The organism is Enterobacter sp. BNK-34, assembly GCF_048684445.1.
Classification (GTDB): Bacteria; Pseudomonadota; Gammaproteobacteria; order Enterobacterales; family Enterobacteriaceae; genus Enterobacter; species Enterobacter pseudoroggenkampii.
This window is the reverse complement of sequence record NZ_JBLQUA010000001.1, coordinates 949145-970560: the sequence shown is the minus strand read 5'-3', so window position 1 is coordinate 970560 and position 21416 is coordinate 949145. Positions and strand designations below refer to the sequence as shown.

The following is a 21416-nucleotide window of genomic DNA, read 5'->3' as shown; positions in this document are numbered from 1 at the left end:
TACACTTCACGAACATTTTACTGATAAGCAGGCTCTGAGATGGCTGACGATTCACAAGACACAACGCACTTTGGCTTTCAGACTGTCGCCAAAGCGCAGAAAGCTGACATGGTGGCCCACGTATTTCATTCCGTGGCGGCGAAGTACGATGTAATGAATGACCTGATGTCGTTCGGCATTCATCGCTTGTGGAAGCGCTTCACCATTGACTGTAGCGGCGTGCGTCGCGGACAAACGGTGCTGGATTTAGCCGGCGGTACGGGCGATTTAACCGCGAAATTCTCTCGCCTGGTGGGCGAAACCGGGCGCGTTGTCCTCGCCGATATTAATGACTCCATGCTGAAAATGGGCCGCGAAAAGCTGCGTAACATCGGCGTGGTGGGGAATGTGGAATATGTTCAGGCAAACGCCGAAGCGCTGCCGTTCCCGGACAATACCTTTGACTGCATCACGATCTCCTTCGGTCTGCGTAACGTGACCGATAAAGAAAAGGCGCTGCGCTCCATGTACCGCGTGCTGAAACCGGGTGGACGCCTGCTGGTGCTCGAGTTCTCGAAACCGATCATTGAGCCGCTGAGCAAAGCCTACGACGCCTATTCCTTCCACGTGCTGCCGCGCATCGGTGAGCTGGTGGCGAATGATGCGGAAAGTTACCGCTATCTGGCGGAATCTATCCGTATGCACCCGGATCAGGACACCTTAAAAGCCATGATGCAGGATGCAGAATTTGAGAACGTTGAATATTTCAACCTGACGGCGGGTGTCGTCGCGCTGCATCGCGGTTACAAATTCTGAGTGGAGGTGTCCCGTGCCCTTTAAACCCTTAGTCTCTGCAGGCATCGAGAATATACTGAATGCTTTCCTGTATCGCGCTCCGGCGCTGAAAGCTGCGCGTCAGCGGCTAAACGGGAAGGTATTGCGCATTGTTTTAAAAGAGTTATCGACGCCGCTTGTACTGGTCTTCAGCGAACGCCAGCTTGACGTTCTGGGGGCGTGGGAAGGTGACGCCGACTGCTCGGTCATCACGCACATGAGCGTGCTGCCAAAACTGCGTGATCGCCAGCAATTAACGGCGCTTATCCGCAGCGGTGAGCTGGAAGTGGAAGGCGACATTCAGGTCGTGCAGAACTTCGTTGCGCTCACCGATCTGGCGGAGTTCGACCCGGCAGAACTGCTCGCGCCCTTTATCGGCGACATTGCCGCTGAAGGTATCGGGAAAGTCCTTCAGGGTGGCACCTCCTTTGCGCGTAAAAGCCTGCAACGTCAGCAACGCTATGCGGCGGAAGTGCTGACGGAGGAGTGGCGAATGGCGCCCGGTCCACTGGAAGTGGCATGGTTTGCGGAAGAGACCGCTGCTGTTGAACGTGCGGTTGATGCGTTAACCAAACGGCTGGAAAAACTGGAGGGCAAATGACGCCTGGTGAAATTCGGCGCCTCTATTTTATTATTCGCACCTTTTTGAGCTACGGGCTCGACGAGCTTATCCCCAAAATGCGTATCACGCTGCCGCTTCGTATCTGGCGGCGGATGCTCTTCTGGATGCCTAATCGCCATAAAGGTCAGCCGCTGGGTGAGCGTCTTCGCCTGGCGCTGCAGGAGCTCGGTCCGGTTTGGATTAAATTCGGACAGATGTTGTCGACCCGTCGCGATCTCTTCCCGCCGCTTATTGCCGATGAGCTCGCGATGCTGCAGGACCGCGTCGCACCGTTTGACGGCGCGCGCGCGAAAAAGCAAATTGAAGAGGCGATGGGAAATGTACCCGTCGAGACCTGGTTTGACGATTTCGACATTCACCCACTGGCATCGGCCTCTATCGCGCAGGTGCATACCGCACGTCTGAAAGAAAACGGCAAAGAAGTTGTTATTAAGGTCATTCGTCCGGACATCCTGCCCATCATCAAAGCAGACATGAAGCTGATTTATCGTCTGGCGCGCTGGGTACCACGCTTGCTGCCGGACGGGCGTCGCCTTCGTCCACTGGAAGTGGTGCGGGAATATGAAAAAACGCTGATTGATGAGCTTAACCTGCTGCGCGAATCGGCAAACGCCATTCAGCTGCGTCGCAACTTTGAAAACAGCCCGATGCTCTATGTTCCTGAAGTCTATTCTGACTACTGCAGCCAGAACATGATGGTAATGGAGCGTATCTACGGTATTCCGGTTTCGGATGTGGTGGCCCTGGAGAAGCAGGGAACGAACATGAAGCTGTTGGCCGAGCGTGGGGTACAGGTCTTCTTTACCCAGGTGTTCCGCGACAGCTTTTTCCATGCGGACATGCATCCGGGCAATATCTTCGTGAGCTACGAACACCCTGAGGATCCGAAGTACATCGGTATCGACTGCGGGATTGTGGGGTCACTGAACAAGGAAGATAAACGGTATCTGGCTGAGAACTTCATCGCGTTCTTCAACCGCGACTACCGTAAGGTGGCCGAGCTGCACGTCGATTCAGGCTGGGTGCCGCCGGACACCAACGTCGAGGAGTTCGAGTTCGCGATCCGGACCGTTTGTGAACCGATTTTTGAAAAACCGCTGGCGGAAATCTCCTTCGGGCACGTGCTGTTAAACCTGTTCAACACGGCTCGCCGCTTTAATATGGAAGTTCAGCCACAGCTAGTTTTACTTCAGAAAACATTACTTTACGTTGAGGGTGTAGGCCGACAGCTCTATCCTCAGTTAGACTTGTGGAAGACCGCGAAACCTTTCCTTGAGTCCTGGATTAAGGATCAGGTTGGCATTCCGGCGCTGGTGCGCTCGCTGAAAGAGAAAGGCCCGTTCTGGATAGAAAAAATGCCGGAAATTCCTGAACTGGTTTATGACAGTTTGCGTCAGAGCAAGAACCTTCAGCACAGCATGGATAAAATCGCCCGCGAGCTTCAGTCCAGCCGGGTTCGCCAGGGCCAGTCACGCTATCTCTTTGGGATTGGCGCAACGCTGCTGCTGAGCGGTACGCTGCTGCTGATCAACCGTCCGGACTGGCAGATGATGCCCGCCTGGCTGATGGCCGCCGGGGTGGTTGTCTGGCTTGCCGGATGGCGAAAAACGCGCTGAGTTTGCGTCGCTATCGACGGGTCGCATACGTATAATGCGACCTGACTAATTAATCATCTATCCCTGAGGAACATGTATGGGTGGTATCAGTATCTGGCAATTGTTGATCATTGCCGTCATCGTCGTGCTGCTGTTTGGCACCAAAAAGCTCGGTTCTATTGGTTCCGACCTGGGCGCGTCTATCAAAGGCTTCAAGAAAGCGATGAGCGATGATGAGAGCAAGCAGGATAAAACCAGCCAGGACGCTGATTTTACTGCTAAGTCCATCGCCGATAAGCAGGAAGAAGCCAAAAAGGAAGACGCTAAACGCCACGATAAAGAGCAGGTGTAAGTCGTGTTCGACATTGGTTTTAGTGAGCTCCTGCTGGTCTTTGTGATTGGCCTGATTGTGCTGGGGCCGCAGCGTCTGCCGGTGGCGGTGAAGACCGTTGCGGGCTGGGTTCGTGCGCTGAGATCGCTGGCATCGACCGTTCAGAATGAGCTGGCGCAGGAGCTTAAGCTGCAGGAATTTCAGGAAAGCCTGAAAAAGGTTGAGAAGGCGAGCATGGATAACCTGACGCCGGAACTGAAAGCGTCAATGGATGAGCTGCGCGAAGCGGCGGAATCCATGAAGCGCTCCTACAGCGTTAACGATCCTGAAAAAGCGAGCGATGAAGCGAACACCATCCATAACCCGGTGGTGAAGGGCAGCGAGGAGCAGCGCGAGGGCGTAACGCCTGCCAGCGCAGAACATCAGGCTGCCGCGCCAGAACAGACGCCGCAGGAAACCGAAGTGAAAAAACAGGTGCAGCCGGAAGAGCCGGTGGCAAAAACGGCGGAAGTGAAGCCCGCTGCGTCCGTTTCCGAATCATCCCCCTCGTCGAGTGATAAAGCGTAAACATGGCAGTAGATGATACTCAACCGCTGATTGCGCACCTCATTGAGCTGCGTAAGCGCCTGTTAAACTGCATTATTGCGGTTTTACTCATATTCCTGTGCCTGGTCTATTTTGCCAACGATATCTATCAGGTGGTCTCTGCACCGCTGATTAAGCAGATGCCGCTGGGCGCAACGATGATTGCAACAGACGTTGCTTCTCCGTTCTTTACCCCCATCAAGCTGACCTTCTGGGTGTCGTTGATTGCCTCAGCGCCGGTCATTCTTTATCAGGTGTGGGCGTTTGTGGCGCCAGCACTGTATAAGCATGAACGCAAGCTGGTGATCCCGCTGCTGGTGTCCAGCTCGCTGCTGTTCTATATCGGCATGGCGTTTGCCTATTTCGTTGTCTTCCCGCTGGCCTTCGGCTTCCTGACGCATACCGCGCCGGAAGGGGTTCAGGTGTCGACGGATATCGCCAGCTACCTCAGCTTTGTGATGGCGCTTTTTATGGCGTTCGGCGTGGCATTCGAAGTGCCGGTGGCCATTGTGCTGCTTTGCTGGGTAGGGGTAACAACCCCGGATGACCTGCGTAAGAAGCGTCCGTATATCCTGGTGGGCGCCTTTGTGGTCGGCATGCTGCTGACACCGCCGGATGTGTTCTCGCAGACGCTGCTGGCCATACCGATGTACTGTCTGTTTGAGGTTGGCGTCTTCTTCTCGCGTTTCTACGTGGGTAAAGGACGTCGAGCGGATGACGAAGACGATACGTCCGACAAGACCACTGAAGAGTAAAACCAGCCGCCCGTCAGGGCGGTTGTTATATGGGGATTTGCATGTTTGATATCGGACTCAATCTGACCAGCTCGCAGTTTGCGAAAGATCGTGATGAGGTAGTTGCGCGTGCGTTTGCTGCCGGGGTGAAAGGGCTGCTGCTGACAGGCACTAACCTGCATGAGAGCGAGCAGGCGCAGCAGCTGGCGCAACGCTACGATCGCTGTTGGTCTACTGCTGGTGTACATCCTCACGACAGTAGCCAGTGGACCCCGGAAAGTGGCGACACCCTGTACAGGCTGGCGAAGACGACAGAAGTGGTAGCGATCGGCGAATGCGGTCTCGATTTCAACCGTAACTTTTCCACGCCTGAAGAGCAGGAAAAAGCATTCACTGCCCAGCTTGCGCTGGCGGCAGAGCTTGGAATGCCCGTATTTATGCACTGCCGCGACGCGCATGAGCGTTTCCTGGCACTTCTGGATCCGTGGCTGGAGAAACTGCCCGGCGCGGTACTCCACTGCTTTACCGGTTCACGACAGGAAGCGCTGGATTGCCTGAAGCGAGGGCTTTATCTGGGTGTTACTGGCTGGGTTTGCGATGAGCGTCGCGGGCTCGAACTTCGGGAGCTGTTGCCAGCGATCCCGGCTGACCGGTTGCTCCTTGAAACCGATGCGCCCTATCTGCTACCGCGCGATATGAAACCCAAACCGGCATCGCGGCGAAATGAGCCCGCGTATCTGGGGCACATTGTTGAGAGCGTTGCGAAGTGGCGCGGAGAGGATCCGCACTGGCTTTCAGCGCAGACGGATAACAACGCGCGTAATCTGTTCGGGATAAACGTTTAAAGTTTGCGGAAGTCGGTATTTTTAACGCTCTGCAGCACCTGCTTGTTCAGCAGATTGAGCAACAGCATAGAGCGCGCTTCCCCGTCCGGCTCGGCAAAAATCGCCTGCAGGCCTTCGAAAGCGCCTTCGGTAATTACGACGCTATCGCCCGTGTAAGGGGTTTCGGGGTCGGTGATCCCTTCAGGCTGTTGATAAATCGACAGCTGATGAATGACCGTCGACGGAACCGTTGCCGGGTGAGCACCAAAACGAACGAAGTGGCTGACGCCACGCGTGGCGCTGATGGTGGTGGTGTGGATGACTTCCGGGTCGAACTCCACGAACAGGTAGTTCGGGAACAACGGCTCACTGACGGTTGTGCGCTTCCCGCGCTGCATTTTTTCAAGCGTGATCACGGGTGTCAGGCAATTTACAGACTGACGTTCAAGATGTTCCTGCGCGCGCTGAAGTTGCCCGCGTTTGCAATACAGTAAATACCAGGCCTGCATAATCACTCTTTCCCTTAGTTCGGGGCGCAAGCATATCAAAACCCTGGCGGGATCGCTAAGTTGATTATAATGGGCGAAAATGGGACAGAACGCATAACTTCACGCTAATTTAACAAAATTACAGCATCAAGCAGGCTTACGCCGTATAATGAAGCGCTTACAGAGAGGCCATGATTAACTGCATGAAATACCACGATCTCCGCGACTTCCTGACGCTGCTGGAAAAGCAGGGTGAACTCAAACGTATTACACTTCCTGTTGATCCTTATCTGGAGATGACAGAAATTGCTGACCGCACCCTGCGTGCCGGTGGCCCCGCGTTACTGTTTGAAAATCCGAAAGGGTACTCCATGCCGGTACTGTGCAACCTGTTTGGTACACCGCGTCGTGTTGCACTGGGGATGGGTCAGGAGGACGTCACGGCGCTGCGTGAAGTCGGTAAGCTGCTGGCGTTTCTGAAAGAGCCGGAGCCACCGAAAGGCTTTCGCGATCTGTTCGACAAACTGCCGCAGTTTAAGCAGGTGCTGAACATGCCCACCAAACGCTTGCGCGGCGCGCCGTGCCAGCAGAAGGTGCTGGAAGGCGATGCGGTTGATCTGACCAAAATCCCTGTCATGCAGTGCTGGCCGGAAGATGCTGCGCCGCTGATAACCTGGGGGCTGACCGTTACGCGCGGCCCGCACAAAGAGCGGCAAAACCTCGGTATTTACCGCCAGCAATTGATTGGCAAGAATAAACTCATCATGCGCTGGCTGTCGCATCGCGGCGGCGCGCTGGATTTCCAGGAGTGGTGCGCTGCGCATCCGGGGGAGCGTTTCCCGGTGTCTGTCGCTTTAGGCGCCGATCCGGCCACCATTCTGGGAGCCGTCACCCCCGTGCCGGATACCCTTTCTGAATATGCGTTTGCAGGCCTGCTGCGCGGAACGAAAACCGAAGTCGTGAAGTGTATCTCTAACGATCTCGAAGTTCCGGCCAGTGCAGAAATTGTGCTGGAGGGTTACCTTGAGCAGGGTGAAATGGCGCCAGAAGGCCCTTACGGCGACCACACCGGCTATTACAATGAAGTGGATAACTTCCCGGTGTTTACCGTGACGCACATTACGCAGCGTGAAGATGCGATTTATCACTCCACGTATACTGGACGTCCACCGGACGAACCGGCGGTGCTGGGCGTGGCGCTGAATGAAGTGTTTGTGCCGATCCTGCAAAAGCAGTTCCCGGAAATAGTTGATTTTTATCTGCCGCCTGAAGGATGCTCGTATCGCATGGCGGTGGTCACGATGAAGAAGCAGTATCCTGGTCATGCTAAACGCGTGATGATGGGCGTATGGTCTTTCCTGCGCCAGTTTATGTATACCAAATTTGTTATTGTCTGCGATGATGACGTTAACGCCCGCGACTGGAATGACGTAATCTGGGCCATTACCACGCGAATGGACCCGGCGCGCGATACGGTGTTAGTCGAAAACACGCCGATTGATTATCTGGATTTTGCCTCGCCGGTTTCCGGTCTTGGCTCAAAGATGGGACTGGATGCCACAAATAAATGGCCTGGCGAAACCGACCGTGAATGGGGTCGCCCGATCAAAAAAGATCCTGCTGTGACCGCGCGCATTGACGCGATCTGGGACGAGCTGGCCATAATGAATAACGGTAAACCCTGAGCTGACCGTTAAGCCCTATAGACTTCCCGACAGAGAGAGCGAATGACAACCTTAAGCTGTAAAGTGACCTCGGTAGATGCCATCACCGACACCGTATATCGCGTCCGTTTAGTGCCAGAAGCGCCATTCTCTTTCCGCGCGGGTCAGTACCTGATGGTTGTGATGGATGAGCGTGATAAGCGTCCTTTCTCTATGGCCTCCACGCCAGCGGAGCAGGAATTTATTGAGCTTCATATCGGTGCGTCAGAGCTTAACCTGTATGCGATGGCCGTCATGGACCGCATTCTGAAAGAGCGCGAGATCGTAGTGGATATTCCGCACGGTGATGCGTGGCTGCGCGATGACGAAGATCGTCCCCTGATCCTGATTGCTGGTGGTACAGGCTTCTCCTACGTGCGCTCCATTCTGTTGACCGCACTGGCGCGTAACCCGGACCGTGACATCACCATTTACTGGGGTGGCCGCGAAGAGAAACATCTGTACGATCTGTCTGAACTGGAAGCGCTGAGCGTCACCCATCCTAACCTGCGCATTGAGCCGGTGGTTGAGCAGCCGGAAGAGGGCTGGCGCGGGCGTAGCGGTACGGTGCTGACGGCGGTGCTGCAGGATCACGGTACGCTGGCTGGGCACGATATCTATATCGCTGGCCGTTTCGAGATGGCGAAAATCGCCCGCGATCTGTTCTGTAACGAACGTGATGCGCGTGAAGACCGCCTGTTTGGCGATGCGTTTGCCTTCATTTAAATAAAAAACCCGCCCCTGACAGGCGGGAAGAACGGCAACTAAACTCTCTCTCTTCGCCAGTGACGCCACTGGCGGCGAGGTACCTCTCGTAGGCCGGGAAAGCGCAGCGCCTCCCGGCAAAAGCCCGATGGCGCGATGCTTATCGGGCCTACGTATTAGACCTACACTCTCTCAAACACCGTCGCGATACCCTGACCCAGCCCGATACACATCGTTGCCAGACCAAACTGGGCATCTTTGCGTTCCATCAGGTTGATCAGCGTCGTGCTGATGCGCGCACCGGAGCAGCCCAGCGGGTGACCGAGGGCGATCGCGCCGCCGTTGAGGTTAATCTTCTCGTCGATCTGCTCCATCAGCCCCAGATCTTTAATGCACGGCAGGATCTGTGCGGCGAAGGCTTCATTCATCTCAAACAGATCGATGTCGCTGGCGGTTAATCCCGCTTTTTTCAGCGCCAGCTTCGAGGCCGGAACCGGGCCGTAGCCCATGATTGACGGATCGCAGCCCACGACCGCCATCGAACGTACCCGAGCGCGAGGGGTTAAGCCCAGCTCGCGGGCACGGCTTTCGCTCATCACCAGCATCGCCGCGGCACCGTCGGACAGGGCGGACGACGTTCCCGCCGTGACCGTACCGGTGACCGGATCAAACGCCGGGCGCAGGGTAGACAGCGCTTCGACCGTGGTTTCCGGGCGGATGACTTCGTCGTAGCTGAACTGCTTCAGTACACCGTCTGCGTCGTGACCGCCGGTCGGGATGATCTCATTCTTAAAGGCACCGGACTGTGTCGCCGCCCATGCGCGAGCGTGAGAGCGCGCGGCAAAGGCATCCTGCATTTCACGGCTGATGCCGTGCAGACGAGAAAGCATCTCGGCGGTCAGACCCATCATCCCCGCGGCTTTCGCCACGTTACGGCTCATCCCCGGGTGGAAATCGACCCCGTGGCTCATCGGCACATGGCCCATGTGCTCAACGCCGCCCACCAGACAGGCCTGCGCATCGCCGGTCATGATCATGCGCGCCGCGTCGTGCAGCGCCTGCATTGACGAACCGCACAGGCGGTTCACGGTGACGGCCGGAACCGAATGCGGGATCTCCGCCAGCAGCGACGCGTTACGGGCGATATTGAAACCTTGCTCCAGGGTCTGCTGCACGCAGCCCCAGTAGATATCGTCCAGCGCAGCAGGATCCAGCGCCGGGTTACGCGCCAGCAGGCTACGCATCAGATGCGCGGAGAGGTCTTCCGCACGCACGTTACGGAATGCACCGCCTTTTGAACGGCCCATCGGGGTGCGAATCGCATCAACAATGACAACCTTTTCCATTGTGACTCCTTAAGCCGTTTTCAGTTCGCCAACCGGACGGGCTGGCTCAACTGCTGGATAGTAGGGTTCGTTATGGCGCGCTTTGTTACGCAGCCCTTCCGGCACCTCATAAAGCGGGCCGAGGTGCTGATACTGCTGAGCCATATCGAGATAGCGGGCGCTGCCGAGCGTGTCCAGCCAGCGGAACGCGCCGCCGTGGAACGGAGGGAAGCCCAGGCCGTATACCAGCGCCATATCGGCTTCTGCCGGGCTGGCGATGATGCCTTCTTCGAGGCAACGCACCACTTCGTTGATCATCGGAATCATCATGCGGGCGATGATCTCATCGTCGGTGAAGTCGCGTTTCGGCGGGCATACGTCGGCCAGCAGGCCATCCACCGCGGCGTCTTCTTCTTTCTTCGGTTTGCCCTTGCTGTCTTCTTTATAGCGCCAGAAGCCCAGGCCGTTTTTCTGACCGAAGCGGTTAGCGTCGAACAGCGCGTCAATCGCGTCGCGATAATCTTTCTGCATACGCTGCGGGAAGCCTGCCGCCATTACCGCCTGGGCGTGGTGGGCGGTATCAATGCCGACCACGTCCAGCAGATACGCCGGGCCCATCGGCCAGCCGAACTGTTTTTCCATCACTTTGTCGATTTTGCGGAAGTCCGCTCCGTCGCGCAGCAGCTGGCTGAAACCGGCGAAGTAAGGGAACAGCACGCGGTTGACGAAGAAGCCCGGACAGTCGTTAACGACGATCGGCGTTTTGCCCATCTTGCTTGCCCATGCCACCACTTTAGCGATGGTTTCGTCAGAGGTTTTTTCCCCACGGATCACTTCGACCAGCGGCATACGGTGTACCGGGTTGAAGAAGTGCATCCCGCAGAAGTTTTCCGGACGCTTCAGCACGCTCGCCAGTTCGCTGATTGGAATAGTGGAGGTGTTAGAGGCCAGCACGGTCTCAGGACGAACCTTGTCTTCCGTTTCCGCCAGCACCGCTTTTTTAACCTTCGGGTTCTCGACGACGGCTTCGACCACCACGTCGACACGGTCGAAACCGCTGTATTCCAGCACGGGCTGAATGGTGGAGATAACGCCTGCAAGCTTCAGCCCGTCAATTTTTCCGCGTTCCAGTTGTTTATTCAGCAGCTTGGCCGCTTCGGTCATGCCCAGCGTCAGGGATTTCTCGCTGATGTCTTTCATCACTACCGGCACGCCTTTCCAGGCCGACTGGTAAGCGATGCCGCCACCCATAATGCCCGCGCCGAGTACCGCCGCATGTTTTGGCGTCTCAACGTTTTTGGTCAGCTGTTTGGCTTTGCCTTTCACGAACTGATCGTTAAGGAAGATACCGACCAGCGCGCGGGCTTCATTGGTGTGCGCCAGCGGGACAAAGCTCTGATTTTCGAGCTTCAGCGCGTCATCGCGTCCGAGACGGGCAGCCGCTTCAATGGTTTTCACCGCCGTGATTGGCGCCGGGTAGTGTTTACCCGCCGTCTGCATCACCATGCCTTTGGCGATGGTGAAGCTCATGGTGGCTTCAATCTTGCTGAGTTTTAACGGTTCCAGCTTCGGCTGGCGTTTGGCTTTCCAGTCGAGATCGCCGTTAATCGCCTGACGCAGAATGGCGACAGCACCTTCAACCAGCTTCTCAGGTTTCACAACGCCGTCGACCAGGCCGATTTTCTGTGCCTGTTCTGCGCCGACATCTTTACCCGCGGCAATGATCTCCAGCGCGCTGTCGGCACCCAGCATGCGCGGCATACGGACGGAGCCGCCAAAGCCCGGCATGATGCCCAGCTTGGTTTCCGGCAGGCCGATGCGCAGGTCCGGTGTCGCCAGGCGATAGTCTGTCGCCAGCACGCACTCGCAGCCGCCGCCCAGTGCATAGCCGTTAACGGCGGAAATGGTCGGGACAGGCAGATCTTCCAGACGATTAAAGACGCTGTTGGCAAAGTGCAGCCACTGGCTCAGCTGTTCTTCCGGGACCAGGAACAGCGAAAGGAACTCGGTGATATCGGCACCGACGATAAAGGCCGCTTTGTTCGAACGCAGCAGCAGCCCTTTTAATTCAGGTTGTTTTTCAAGAACATCCAGCGCCTGGCCAAGACTGGCCACCGTCGCGGTATCAAGCTTGTTCACTGAGCCGGGGGCATCGAACACCAGTTCGGCAATGCCATCTTCCAGCCAGTTGAGGTACAGGGTGTCGCCTTTGTAGAGCATGTCAGTCTCCTGAATCCAGCAATTGGATCTGGTCATACCAGATGAATCGGAGTGTGGGATTTATGTTAATAAAATGCAAATTACTCATTAAGAAAATGCTGCATTGATCACGGTCGGTGGAAATCACGCAGCCGGAGTGAGGTGTGCTAAGATGCGATGACTTGAGGTCAAAAAAACGAAAGGAAGAATGATGGACTCACTGGCTTCGCTTTATAAAAATCATATCGTTACCCTACAGGAACGTACCCGCGATGTACTGGCCCGCTTTAAGCTGGATGCGCTGCTGATCCACTCCGGCGAGCTGATGAATACCTTTCTGGATGACCACGCTTATCCGTTTAAGGTGAACCCGCAGTTTAAAGCCTGGGTGCCGGTGACGCAGGTTCCAAATTGCTGGCTGCTGGTGGATGGCGTGAACAAACCGAAACTGTGGTTCTACCTGCCGGTCGATTACTGGCACAACGTAGAACCGCTGCCGACCTCTTTCTGGACGGAAGAGATAGAGGTCATTGCGCTGCCGAAAGCGGACGGTATTGGCAGCCAACTGCCTGCCGCGCGCGGCAACATCGGCTACATTGGCCCTGTTCCGGAGCGTGCGCTGAGTCTGGATATTCCGGCAGACAAACTCAATCCGAAAGGGGTGCTGGATTATCTGCACTATTACCGCGCATATAAAACCGACTATGAACTTTACTGCATGCGTGAAGCGCAAAAAACGGCGGTGAATGGTCACCGTGCGGCGCATGAAGCGTTCCAGTCGGGGATGAGCGAGTTCGACATCAATCAGGCCTATCTGACCGCGACAGGCCACCGTGATACCGACGTGCCGTACAGCAATATCGTCGCGCTGAACGAGCACGCGTCTGTGCTTCACTACACCAAACTGGATCACCAGGTTCCGTCGGAAATGCGCAGCTTCCTGCTGGACGCAGGGGCAGAGTACAACGGCTACGCGGCCGACCTGACCCGCACCTGGGCGGCGAATGCGGACACCGAGTTCGCGCAGCTGATCAAAGACGTGAACGATGAACAGCTGGCGCTGATTGCCACCATGAAGGCGGGCACCAGCTATGTGGATTACCACATCCAGTTCCATCAGCGCATCGCAAAACTGCTGCGTAAGCATCAGATTGTGAAAGACATGAGCGAAGAGGCGATGGTTGAGAACGATCTGACCGGGCCATTCATGCCGCACGGTATCGGCCATCCGCTGGGCCTGCAGGTTCACGACGTTGCGGGCTTTATGCAGGATGATACCGGTACGCACCTGGCGGCACCGTCTAAATATCCTTACCTGCGCTGCACCCGTATTCTGGAGCCGCGTATGGTGCTGACGATTGAGCCGGGGATCTACTTTATCGAATCCCTGCTGGCGCCGTGGCGTGAAGGCCAGTTCAGCAAGCACTTCAACTGGGAAAAAATTGACGCGCTGAAGCCGTTTGGCGGTATTCGTATCGAAGATAACGTGGTGGTTCACGAAAACGGTATCGAGAATATGACGCGAGACCTGAAGCTGGCCTGATGGAAAGCTGGCTGATACCGGCTGAACCGGTCACCTTTGTTGAGGAAATCAAGAAAAGCCGCTTTATTACGCTGCTGGCGCATACCGATGGCGTAGAGGCGGCAAAAGCGTTTGTCGAGTCCGTCCGGGCTGAGCATCCTGACGCCCGCCACCACTGCGTGGCGTGGGTAGCAGGGCCGCCGGACGATTCACAGCAGCTGGGGTTTTCCGATGACGGTGAACCGGCGGGCACGGCCGGTAAACCCATGCTCTCCCAGCTTATGGGCAGCGGCGTGGGCGAAATAACCGCCGTGGTGGTGCGCTACTACGGCGGCATTTTGTTAGGCACCGGTGGGCTGGTTAAAGCCTATGGCGGGGGCGTGCAGCAGGCGCTTAATATGCTGGTCACTACCCGCAAAACGCCGCTTACCGAATATACTTTATTATGCGATTACGCCCAGCTATCGGGTATTGAAGCGCTGCTGCGGCAGTTTAACGGTGTCATCGCACACAGTGAATATCAGGCAATGGTGCAATTACGCGTGGCGCTTCCTCAGGCGGAACTGGCTGCTTTTTCAGCAAAACTGGCTGATTTTAGTCGTGGTTCGTTGCAATTGCTGCCGATTGAAGAATAATCCCCACCTCACTTTTGAATACCAAAGGAAGCGGCAGAGATGCATTTTCGTGCCATAACCCGAATCGTTGGACTGCTGGTCATACTCTTTTCCGGGACGATGATTCTCCCTGGACTGGTGGCGCTTATCTACCGGGACGGCGCGGGGCGGGCATTTACCCAGACCTTCTTTGTCGCGCTGGCGATTGGCTCGCTGCTGTGGTGGCCAAACCGTCGCCAGAAAGGTGAGCTGAAATCTCGCGAAGGGTTTCTGATTGTGGTCCTGTTCTGGACGGTGCTGGGGAGCGTTGGTTCACTACCCTTTATCTTCTCTGAACAGCCTAACCTGAGCATCACGGATGCCTTTTTTGAATCCTTCTCCGGTTTAACGACCACCGGGGCGACGACGCTGGTGGGGCTGGATTCACTTCCGCACGCCATTCTTTTTTATCGCCAGATGCTGCAGTGGTTCGGGGGGATGGGGATCATCGTCCTGGCGGTGGCCATTCTGCCTATTCTGGGCGTTGGCGGGATGCAGCTCTATCGCGCCGAAATGCCCGGACCGCTGAAAGATAACAAGATGCGCCCGCGTATTGCTGAGACGGCGAAAACTCTCTGGCTTATCTATGTATTACTGACGGTGGCCTGTGCGCTGGCGCTATGGTTCGCCGGGATGCCCGCTTTCGACGCCATCGGACACAGCTTCGCGACGATCGCGATCGGTGGGTTCTCCACCCACGATGCCAGCGTCGGCTACTTCGACAGCCCAACGATTAACACGATTATTGCCATTTTCCTGCTGATCTCTGGCTGTAACTATGGTCTGCACTTCTCTTTACTGAGCGGACGCAGCCTGAAGGTGTACTGGCGTGACCCTGAGTTCCGCATGTTTATTGGCGTCCAGCTGACGCTGGTAATTATCTGTACCCTGGTGCTCTGGTTCCATGATGTCTATAACTCCGCGTTGACCACGCTAAACCAGGCCTTCTTCCAGGTGGTGTCGATGGCGACAACCGCCGGGTTTACTACGGACAGCATCGCCCGTTGGCCGCTGTTCCTGCCGGTGCTTCTGCTCTGTTCCGCGTTTATCGGCGGCTGTGCGGGGTCGACGGGCGGTGGCCTGAAGGTGATCCGTATTCTGCTGCTGTTCAAGCAGGGCAACCGTGAGCTGAAGCGCCTGGTCCACCCGAACGCGGTCTACAGCATCAAGCTGGGGAACCGCGCGCTGCCGGAACGTATCCTCGAAGCGGTGTGGGGGTTCTTCTCGGCGTATGCGCTGGTCTTTATCGTCAGTATGCTGGCGATTATCGCGACGGGAGTGGATGATTTCTCCGCCTTTGCTTCCGTTGTCGCAACATTGAACAACCTTGGGCCTGGCCTGGGGGTTGTGGCGGATAACTTTGCCAGTATGAACCCCGTCGCGAAATGGATCCTCATCGCTAATATGCTGTTTGGTCGTCTTGAGGTCTTTACGCTGCTGGTGCTGTTCACCCCTACATTCTGGCGCGAGTAAGGAGCCGTTGATGAAAACACTGATTCTTTTCTCTACGCGAGACGGGCAAACGCGGGAGATTGCCGCCTATCTGGCATCTGAATTAAAAGAGCTGGGGATTTACTCGGATGTGGTGAACCTGAACCGTGCTGAGCAGATAAGCTGGCAGGATTACGACCGCGTGGTAATTGGTGCATCTATTCGTTACGGGCATTTCCATCCGGCGCTGGATCGCTTTGTGAAAAAGCATACGGCGGTGCTCAATAAACTGCCCGGTGCATTTTACTCGGTCAATCTGGTCGCGCGTAAACCCGAGAAGCGCACGCCGCAGACCAACAGCTACACGCGCAAGTTTTTACTCAGCTCGCCGTGGCAGCCTGAACTGTGCGCTGTCTTTGCCGGCGCGCTGCGCTACCCTCGCTACCGCTGGTATGACCGCTTTATGATCCGTCTTATTATGAAGATGACGGGGGGCGAAACCGACACGCGTAAAGAAGTGGTTTATACCGACTGGTCGCAGGTAGCCAGTTTTGCGCGAGAAATCGCACATTTAACGGGCGATTCGCGACATAAATAAGCGTTAAGTTTGAAAAGTGAGCGAACGAAAAGTTTTTTGTATTTTGTGCTTGTCACTTCAGAATAACTCCCTATAATGCGCCTCCACTGACACGGAACAACGGCACACACGCCGCCGGGTCAGCAGAGAATAGCGAAAATAAACGCTTGACTCTGAAGCGGGAAGGCGTAATATGCACACCCCGCGCCGCAGCGAAAACGAAGCGGCACTGCTCTTTAACAATTTATCAGACAATCTGTGTGGGCACTCAAAGTGACATGGATTCTTAACGTCCTCGGACGAAAAATGAATACCAAGTCTCTGAGTGAACATACGTAATTCATTACGAAGTTTAATTCACGAGCATCAAACTTAAATTGAAGAGTTTGATCATGGCTCAGATTGAACGCTGGCGGCAGGCCTAACACATGCAAGTCGAGCGGTAGCACAGAGAGCTTGCTCTCGGGTGACGAGCGGCGGACGGGTGAGTAATGTCTGGGAAACTGCCTGATGGAGGGGGATAACTACTGGAAACGGTAGCTAATACCGCATAATGTCGCAAGACCAAAGAGGGGGACCTTCGGGCCTCTTGCCATCAGATGTGCCCAGATGGGATTAGCTAGTAGGTGGGGTAACGGCTCACCTAGGCGACGATCCCTAGCTGGTCTGAGAGGATGACCAGCCACACTGGAACTGAGACACGGTCCAGACTCCTACGGGAGGCAGCAGTGGGGAATATTGCACAATGGGCGCAAGCCTGATGCAGCCATGCCGCGTGTATGAAGAAGGCCTTCGGGTTGTAAAGTACTTTCAGCGGGGAGGAAGGCGGTGAGGTTAATAACCTCATCGATTGACGTTACCCGCAGAAGAAGCACCGGCTAACTCCGTGCCAGCAGCCGCGGTAATACGGAGGGTGCAAGCGTTAATCGGAATTACTGGGCGTAAAGCGCACGCAGGCGGTCTGTCAAGTCGGATGTGAAATCCCCGGGCTCAACCTGGGAACTGCATTCGAAACTGGCAGGCTAGAGTCTTGTAGAGGGGGGTAGAATTCCAGGTGTAGCGGTGAAATGCGTAGAGATCTGGAGGAATACCGGTGGCGAAGGCGGCCCCCTGGACAAAGACTGACGCTCAGGTGCGAAAGCGTGGGGAGCAAACAGGATTAGATACCCTGGTAGTCCACGCCGTAAACGATGTCGACTTGGAGGTTGTGCCCTTGAGGCGTGGCTTCCGGAGCTAACGCGTTAAGTCGACCGCCTGGGGAGTACGGCCGCAAGGTTAAAACTCAAATGAATTGACGGGGGCCCGCACAAGCGGTGGAGCATGTGGTTTAATTCGATGCAACGCGAAGAACCTTACCTACTCTTGACATCCAGAGAACTTTCCAGAGATGGATTGGTGCCTTCGGGAACTCTGAGACAGGTGCTGCATGGCTGTCGTCAGCTCGTGTTGTGAAATGTTGGGTTAAGTCCCGCAACGAGCGCAACCCTTATCCTTTGTTGCCAGCGGTTCGGCCGGGAACTCAAAGGAGACTGCCAGTGATAAACTGGAGGAAGGTGGGGATGACGTCAAGTCATCATGGCCCTTACGAGTAGGGCTACACACGTGCTACAATGGCGCATACAAAGAGAAGCGACCTCGCGAGAGCAAGCGGACCTCATAAAGTGCGTCGTAGTCCGGATTGGAGTCTGCAACTCGACTCCATGAAGTCGGAATCGCTAGTAATCGTAGATCAGAATGCTACGGTGAATACGTTCCCGGGCCTTGTACACACCGCCCGTCACACCATGGGAGTGGGTTGCAAAAGAAGTAGGTAGCTTAACCTTCGGGAGGGCGCTTACCACTTTGTGATTCATGACTGGGGTGAAGTCGTAACAAGGTAACCGTAGGGGAACCTGCGGTTGGATCACCTCCTTACCTTAAAGAACCTGCCTTTGCAGTGCTCACACAGATTGTCTGATGAAAAAACAGCAGTAAAAAACCTCTACAGGCTTGTAGCTCAGGTGGTTAGAGCGCACCCCTGATAAGGGTGAGGTCGGTGGTTCAAGTCCACTCAGGCCTACCAAATTTGCGAAGCAAATTTGAAGAGGTTAGCAAAACGATGGGGCTATAGCTCAGCTGGGAGAGCGCCTGCTTTGCACGCAGGAGGTCTGCGGTTCGATCCCGCATAGCTCCACCATCTTTTACTGCAAACCCAAGAAAACTTCAGAGTGAACCTGAAAAGGTGCACTGCGAAGTTTTGCTCTTTAAAAATCTGGATCAAGCTGAAAATTGAAACGACACATCTTAAATGGTGTGTTCGAGTCTCTCAAATTTTCGCAATCATGAAGTGAAACATCTTCGGGTTGTGAGGTTAAGCGACTAAGCGTACACGGTGGATGCCCTGGCAGTCAGAGGCGATGAAGGACGTGCTAATCTGCGAAAAGCGCCGGCGAGGTGATATGAACCTTTGACCCGGCGATGTCCGAATGGGGAAACCCAGTGTGTTTCGACACACTATCGTTAACTGAATACATAGGTTAACGAGGCGAACCGGGGGAACTGAAACATCTAAGTACCCCGAGGAAAAGAAATCAACCGAGATTCCCCCAGTAGCGGCGAGCGAACGGGGAGCAGCCCAGAGTCTGAATCAGCTTGTGTGTTAGTGGAAGCGTCTGGAAAGTCGCACGGTACAGGGTGATAGTCCCGTACACGAAAACACACAGGTTGTGAACTCGAAGAGTAGGGCGGGACACGTGGTATCCTGTCTGAATATGGGGGGACCATCCTCCAAGGCTAAATACTCCTGACTGACCGATAGTGAACCAGTACCGTGAGGGAAAGGCGAAAAGAACCCCGGCGAGGGGAGTGAAAAAGAACCTGAAACCGTGTACGTACAAGCAGTGGGAGCACCTTCGTGGTGTGACTGCGTACCTTTTGTATAATGGGTCAGCGACTTATATTCTGTAGCAAGGTTAACCGTATAGGGGAGCCGAAGGGAAACCGAGTCTTAACTGGGCGTTAAGTTGCAGGGTATAGACCCGAAACCCGGTGATCTAGCCATGGGCAGGTTGAAGGTTGGGTAACACTAACTGGAGGACCGAACCGACTAATGTTGAAAAATTAGCGGATGACTTGTGGCTGGGGGTGAAAGGCCAATCAAACCGGGAGATAGCTGGTTCTCCCCGAAAGCTATTTAGGTAGCGCCTCGTGAACTCATCTTCGGGGGTAGAGCACTGTTTCGGCTAGGGGGCCATCCCGGCTTACCAACCCGATGCAAACTACGAATACCGAAGAATGTTATCACGGGAGACACACGGCGGGTGCTAACGTCCGTCGTGAAGAGGGAAACAACCCAGACCGCCAGCTAAGGTCCCAAAGTCATGGTTAAGTGGGAAACGATGTGGGAAGGCACAGACAGCCAGGATGTTGGCTTAGAAGCAGCCATCATTTAAAGAAAGCGTAATAGCTCACTGGTCGAGTCGGCCTGCGCGGAAGATGTAACGGGGCTAAACCATGCACCGAAGCTGCGGCAGCGACACTATGTGTTGTTGGGTAGGGGAGCGTTCTGTAAGCCGTTGAAGGTGTGCTGTGAGGCATGCTGGAGGTATCAGAAGTGCGAATGCTGACATAAGTAACGATAAAGCGGGTGAAAAGCCCGCTCGCCGGAAGACCAAGGGTTCCTGTCCAACGTTAATCGGGGCAGGGTGAGTCGACCCCTAAGGCGAGGCCGAAAGGCGTAGTCGATGGGAAACAGGTTAATATTCCTGTACTTGGTGTTACTGCGAAGGGGGGACGGAGAAGGCTATGTTAGCCGGGCGACGGTTGTCCCGGTTTAAGCATGTAGGCGGAGGTTCCAGGTAAATCCGGTACCTTTTAACGCTGAGGTGTGATGACGAGGCACTACGGTGCTGAAGTAACAAATGCCCTGCTTCCAGGAAAAGCCTCTAAGCATCAGGTAACATCAAATCGTACCCCAAACCGACACAGGTGGTCAGGTAGAGAATACCAAGGCGCTTGAGAGAACTCGGGTGAAGGAACTAGGCAAAATGGTGCCGTAACTTCGGGAGAAGGCACGCTGATATGTAGGTGAAGCCCCTGCGGGTGGAGCTGAAATCAGTCGAAGATACCAGCTGGCTGCAACTGTTTATTAAAAACACAGCACTGTGCAAACACGAAAGTGGACGTATACGGTGTGACGCCTGCCCGGTGCCGGAAGGTTAATTGATGGGGTTAGCGGCAACGCGAAGCTCTTGATCGAAGCCCCGGTAAACGGCGGCCGTAACTATAACGGTCCTAAGGTAGCGAAATTCCTTGTCGGGTAAGTTCCGACCTGCACGAATGGCGTAATGATGGCCAGGCTGTCTCCACCCGAGACTCAGTGAAATTGAACTCGCTGTGAAGATGCAGTGTACCCGCGGCAAGACGGAAAGACCCCGTGAACCTTTACTATAGCTTGACACTGAACACTGGTCCTTGATGTGTAGGATAGGTGGGAGGCTTTGAAGCGTGGACGCCAGTCTGCGTGGAGCCGTCCTTGAAATACCACCCTTTAATGGCTGGTGTTCTAACGTAGACCCGTGATCCGGGTTGCGGACAGTGTCTGGTGGGTAGTTTGACTGGGGCGGTCTCCTCCCAAAGAGTAACGGAGGAGCACGAAGGTTAGCTAATCCTGGTCGGACATCAGGAGGTTAGTGCAATGGCATAAGCTAGCTTGACTGCGAGAGTGACGGCTCGAGCAGGTGCGAAAGCAGGTCATAGTGATCCGGTGGTTCTGAATGGAAGGGCCATCGCTCAACGGATAAAAGGTACTCCGGGGATAACAGGCTGATACCGCCCAAGAGTTCATATCGACGGCGGTGTTTGGCACCTCGATGTCGGCTCATCACATCCTGGGGCTGAAGTAGGTCCCAAGGGTATGGCTGTTCGCCATTTAAAGTGGTACGCGAGCTGGGTTTAGAACGTCGTGAGACAGTTCGGTCCCTATCTGCCGTGGGCGCTGGAGAATTGAGGGGGGCTGCTCCTAGTACGAGAGGACCGGAGTGGACGCATCACTGGTGTTCGGGTTGTCATGCCAATGGCACTGCCCGGTAGCTAAATGCGGAAAAGATAAGTGCTGAAAGCATCTAAGCACGAAACTTGCCCCGAGATGAGTTCTCCCTGAGACTTTAAGTCTCCTGAAGGAACGTTGAAGACGACGACGTTGATAGGTCGGGTGTGTAAGCGCAGCGATGCGTTGAGCTAACCGATACTAATGAACCGTGAGGCTTAACCTTACAACGCCGAAGCTGTTTCGGCGAAGAGACAGACACGATTTTCAGCCTTGATACAGA

At 55.2% G+C, this 21416-nt stretch carries 16 protein-coding genes, 2 tRNA genes and 2 rRNA genes; 17 read left to right on the top strand and 3 right to left on the bottom strand.

Annotated features, from left to right (window positions below):
* Positions 1-39: 39 nt before the first annotated feature.
* The 7 genes from ubiE (at position 40) to tatD (ending at position 5525) form a co-directional block, all read left to right on the top strand.
* Entirely contained in the window at positions 40-795 is a 756-nt protein-coding gene (gene ubiE, locus ACMGG5_RS04925) for a bifunctional demethylmenaquinone methyltransferase/2-methoxy-6-polyprenyl-1,4-benzoquinol methylase UbiE (RefSeq protein ID WP_023309612.1), read from the top strand.
* Positions 796-808: 13 nt separating this feature from the next.
* Entirely contained in the window at positions 809-1414 is a 606-nt protein-coding gene (gene ubiJ, locus ACMGG5_RS04920; protein WP_048992393.1) for a ubiquinone biosynthesis protein UbiJ, read from the top strand.
* Complete coding sequence (gene ubiB / locus ACMGG5_RS04915; RefSeq protein WP_024907999.1) at positions 1411-3051, top strand: ubiquinone biosynthesis regulatory protein kinase UbiB; 1641 nt, start codon at positions 1411-1413, stop codon at positions 3049-3051. The genes ubiJ and ubiB overlap by 4 nt, the downstream gene beginning before the upstream one ends.
* A gap of 76 nt (positions 3052-3127) precedes the next feature.
* On the top strand, positions 3128-3382 hold the full coding sequence (tatA, locus tag ACMGG5_RS04910) for a Sec-independent protein translocase subunit TatA (RefSeq protein ID WP_024908000.1): 255 nt from the start codon (positions 3128-3130) through the stop codon (positions 3380-3382).
* A gap of 3 nt (positions 3383-3385) precedes the next feature.
* Complete coding sequence (gene tatB / locus ACMGG5_RS04905; protein WP_024908001.1) at positions 3386-3928, top strand: Sec-independent protein translocase protein TatB; 543 nt, start codon at positions 3386-3388, stop codon at positions 3926-3928.
* A 2-nt stretch (positions 3929-3930) separates the two neighbouring features.
* Entirely contained in the window at positions 3931-4701 is a 771-nt protein-coding gene (gene tatC / locus ACMGG5_RS04900) for a Sec-independent protein translocase subunit TatC (RefSeq protein ID WP_032646063.1), read from the top strand.
* Positions 4702-4742: 41 nt separating this feature from the next.
* Positions 4743-5525: a 3'-5' ssDNA/RNA exonuclease TatD gene (gene tatD / locus ACMGG5_RS04895; protein ID WP_420277572.1), complete on the top strand. Its 783-nt coding sequence runs from the start codon at positions 4743-4745 to the stop codon at positions 5523-5525.
* Here the strand turns inward: tatD and rfaH are convergent.
* Positions 5522-6013 carry a transcription/translation regulatory transformer protein RfaH gene (gene rfaH, locus ACMGG5_RS04890; RefSeq protein ID WP_023309605.1) on the bottom strand — a complete coding sequence of 164 codons (492 nt, stop codon included), beginning with the start codon at positions 6011-6013 and terminating at the stop codon, positions 5522-5524. The two genes, tatD and rfaH, sit on opposite strands and share 4 nt — an antisense overlap.
* A 173-nt stretch (positions 6014-6186) precedes the next feature.
* Between rfaH and ubiD the strand changes: the two genes are divergently transcribed.
* Together ubiD and fre are read left to right on the top strand one after the other, a co-directional pair.
* Complete coding sequence (ubiD, locus tag ACMGG5_RS04885) at positions 6187-7677, top strand: 4-hydroxy-3-polyprenylbenzoate decarboxylase (RefSeq protein WP_161798590.1); 1491 nt, start codon at positions 6187-6189, stop codon at positions 7675-7677.
* A gap of 42 nt (positions 7678-7719) precedes the next feature.
* Complete coding sequence (fre, locus tag ACMGG5_RS04880) at positions 7720-8421, top strand: NAD(P)H-flavin reductase (protein WP_008501516.1); 702 nt, start codon at positions 7720-7722, stop codon at positions 8419-8421.
* A 161-nt stretch (positions 8422-8582) separates the two neighbouring features.
* Here fre and fadA read toward each other — a convergent pair whose 3' ends face one another.
* A complete protein-coding gene (gene fadA / locus ACMGG5_RS04875) occupies positions 8583-9746 on the bottom strand; it encodes an acetyl-CoA C-acyltransferase FadA (RefSeq protein ID WP_008501515.1) in 1164 nt (387 codons plus the stop codon).
* A 9-nt stretch (positions 9747-9755) separates the two neighbouring features.
* Entirely contained in the window at positions 9756-11945 is a 2190-nt protein-coding gene (gene fadB / locus ACMGG5_RS04870; RefSeq protein ID WP_248273429.1) for a fatty acid oxidation complex subunit alpha FadB, read from the bottom strand.
* A 190-nt stretch (positions 11946-12135) separates the two neighbouring features.
* Between fadB and pepQ the strand changes: the two genes are divergently transcribed.
* The 8 genes from pepQ (at position 12136) to ACMGG5_RS04830 (ending at position 21359) form a co-directional block, all read left to right on the top strand.
* Complete coding sequence (pepQ, locus tag ACMGG5_RS04865) at positions 12136-13467, top strand: Xaa-Pro dipeptidase (protein WP_420278604.1); 1332 nt, start codon at positions 12136-12138, stop codon at positions 13465-13467.
* Complete coding sequence (locus tag ACMGG5_RS04860) at positions 13467-14081, top strand: IMPACT family protein (RefSeq protein ID WP_024908007.1); 615 nt, start codon at positions 13467-13469, stop codon at positions 14079-14081. Before pepQ ends, ACMGG5_RS04860 begins: the two co-directional genes overlap by 1 nt.
* Positions 14082-14120: 39 nt before the next feature.
* Positions 14121-15572, top strand: coding sequence for a Trk system potassium transporter TrkH (gene trkH / locus ACMGG5_RS04855; RefSeq protein ID WP_023309600.1), 1452 nt, complete (start codon positions 14121-14123; stop codon positions 15570-15572).
* 10 nt (positions 15573-15582) lie between these two features.
* Positions 15583-16128 carry a menaquinone-dependent protoporphyrinogen IX dehydrogenase gene (hemG, locus tag ACMGG5_RS04850; RefSeq protein ID WP_090420969.1) on the top strand — a complete coding sequence of 182 codons (546 nt, stop codon included), beginning with the start codon at positions 15583-15585 and terminating at the stop codon, positions 16126-16128.
* A 353-nt stretch (positions 16129-16481) separates the two neighbouring features.
* A 16S ribosomal RNA gene (locus tag ACMGG5_RS04845) occupies positions 16482-18021 on the top strand.
* Between the two features lie 71 nt (positions 18022-18092).
* Positions 18093-18169 (top strand) — tRNA-Ile (locus ACMGG5_RS04840).
* Between the two features lie 38 nt (positions 18170-18207).
* Positions 18208-18283, top strand: a tRNA-Ala gene (locus ACMGG5_RS04835).
* A gap of 172 nt (positions 18284-18455) precedes the next feature.
* Positions 18456-21359, top strand: a 23S ribosomal RNA gene (locus tag ACMGG5_RS04830).
* The 16S and 23S rRNA genes sit together here with 2 tRNA genes alongside, the layout of an rRNA operon.
* Positions 21360-21416 lie beyond the last annotated feature (57 nt).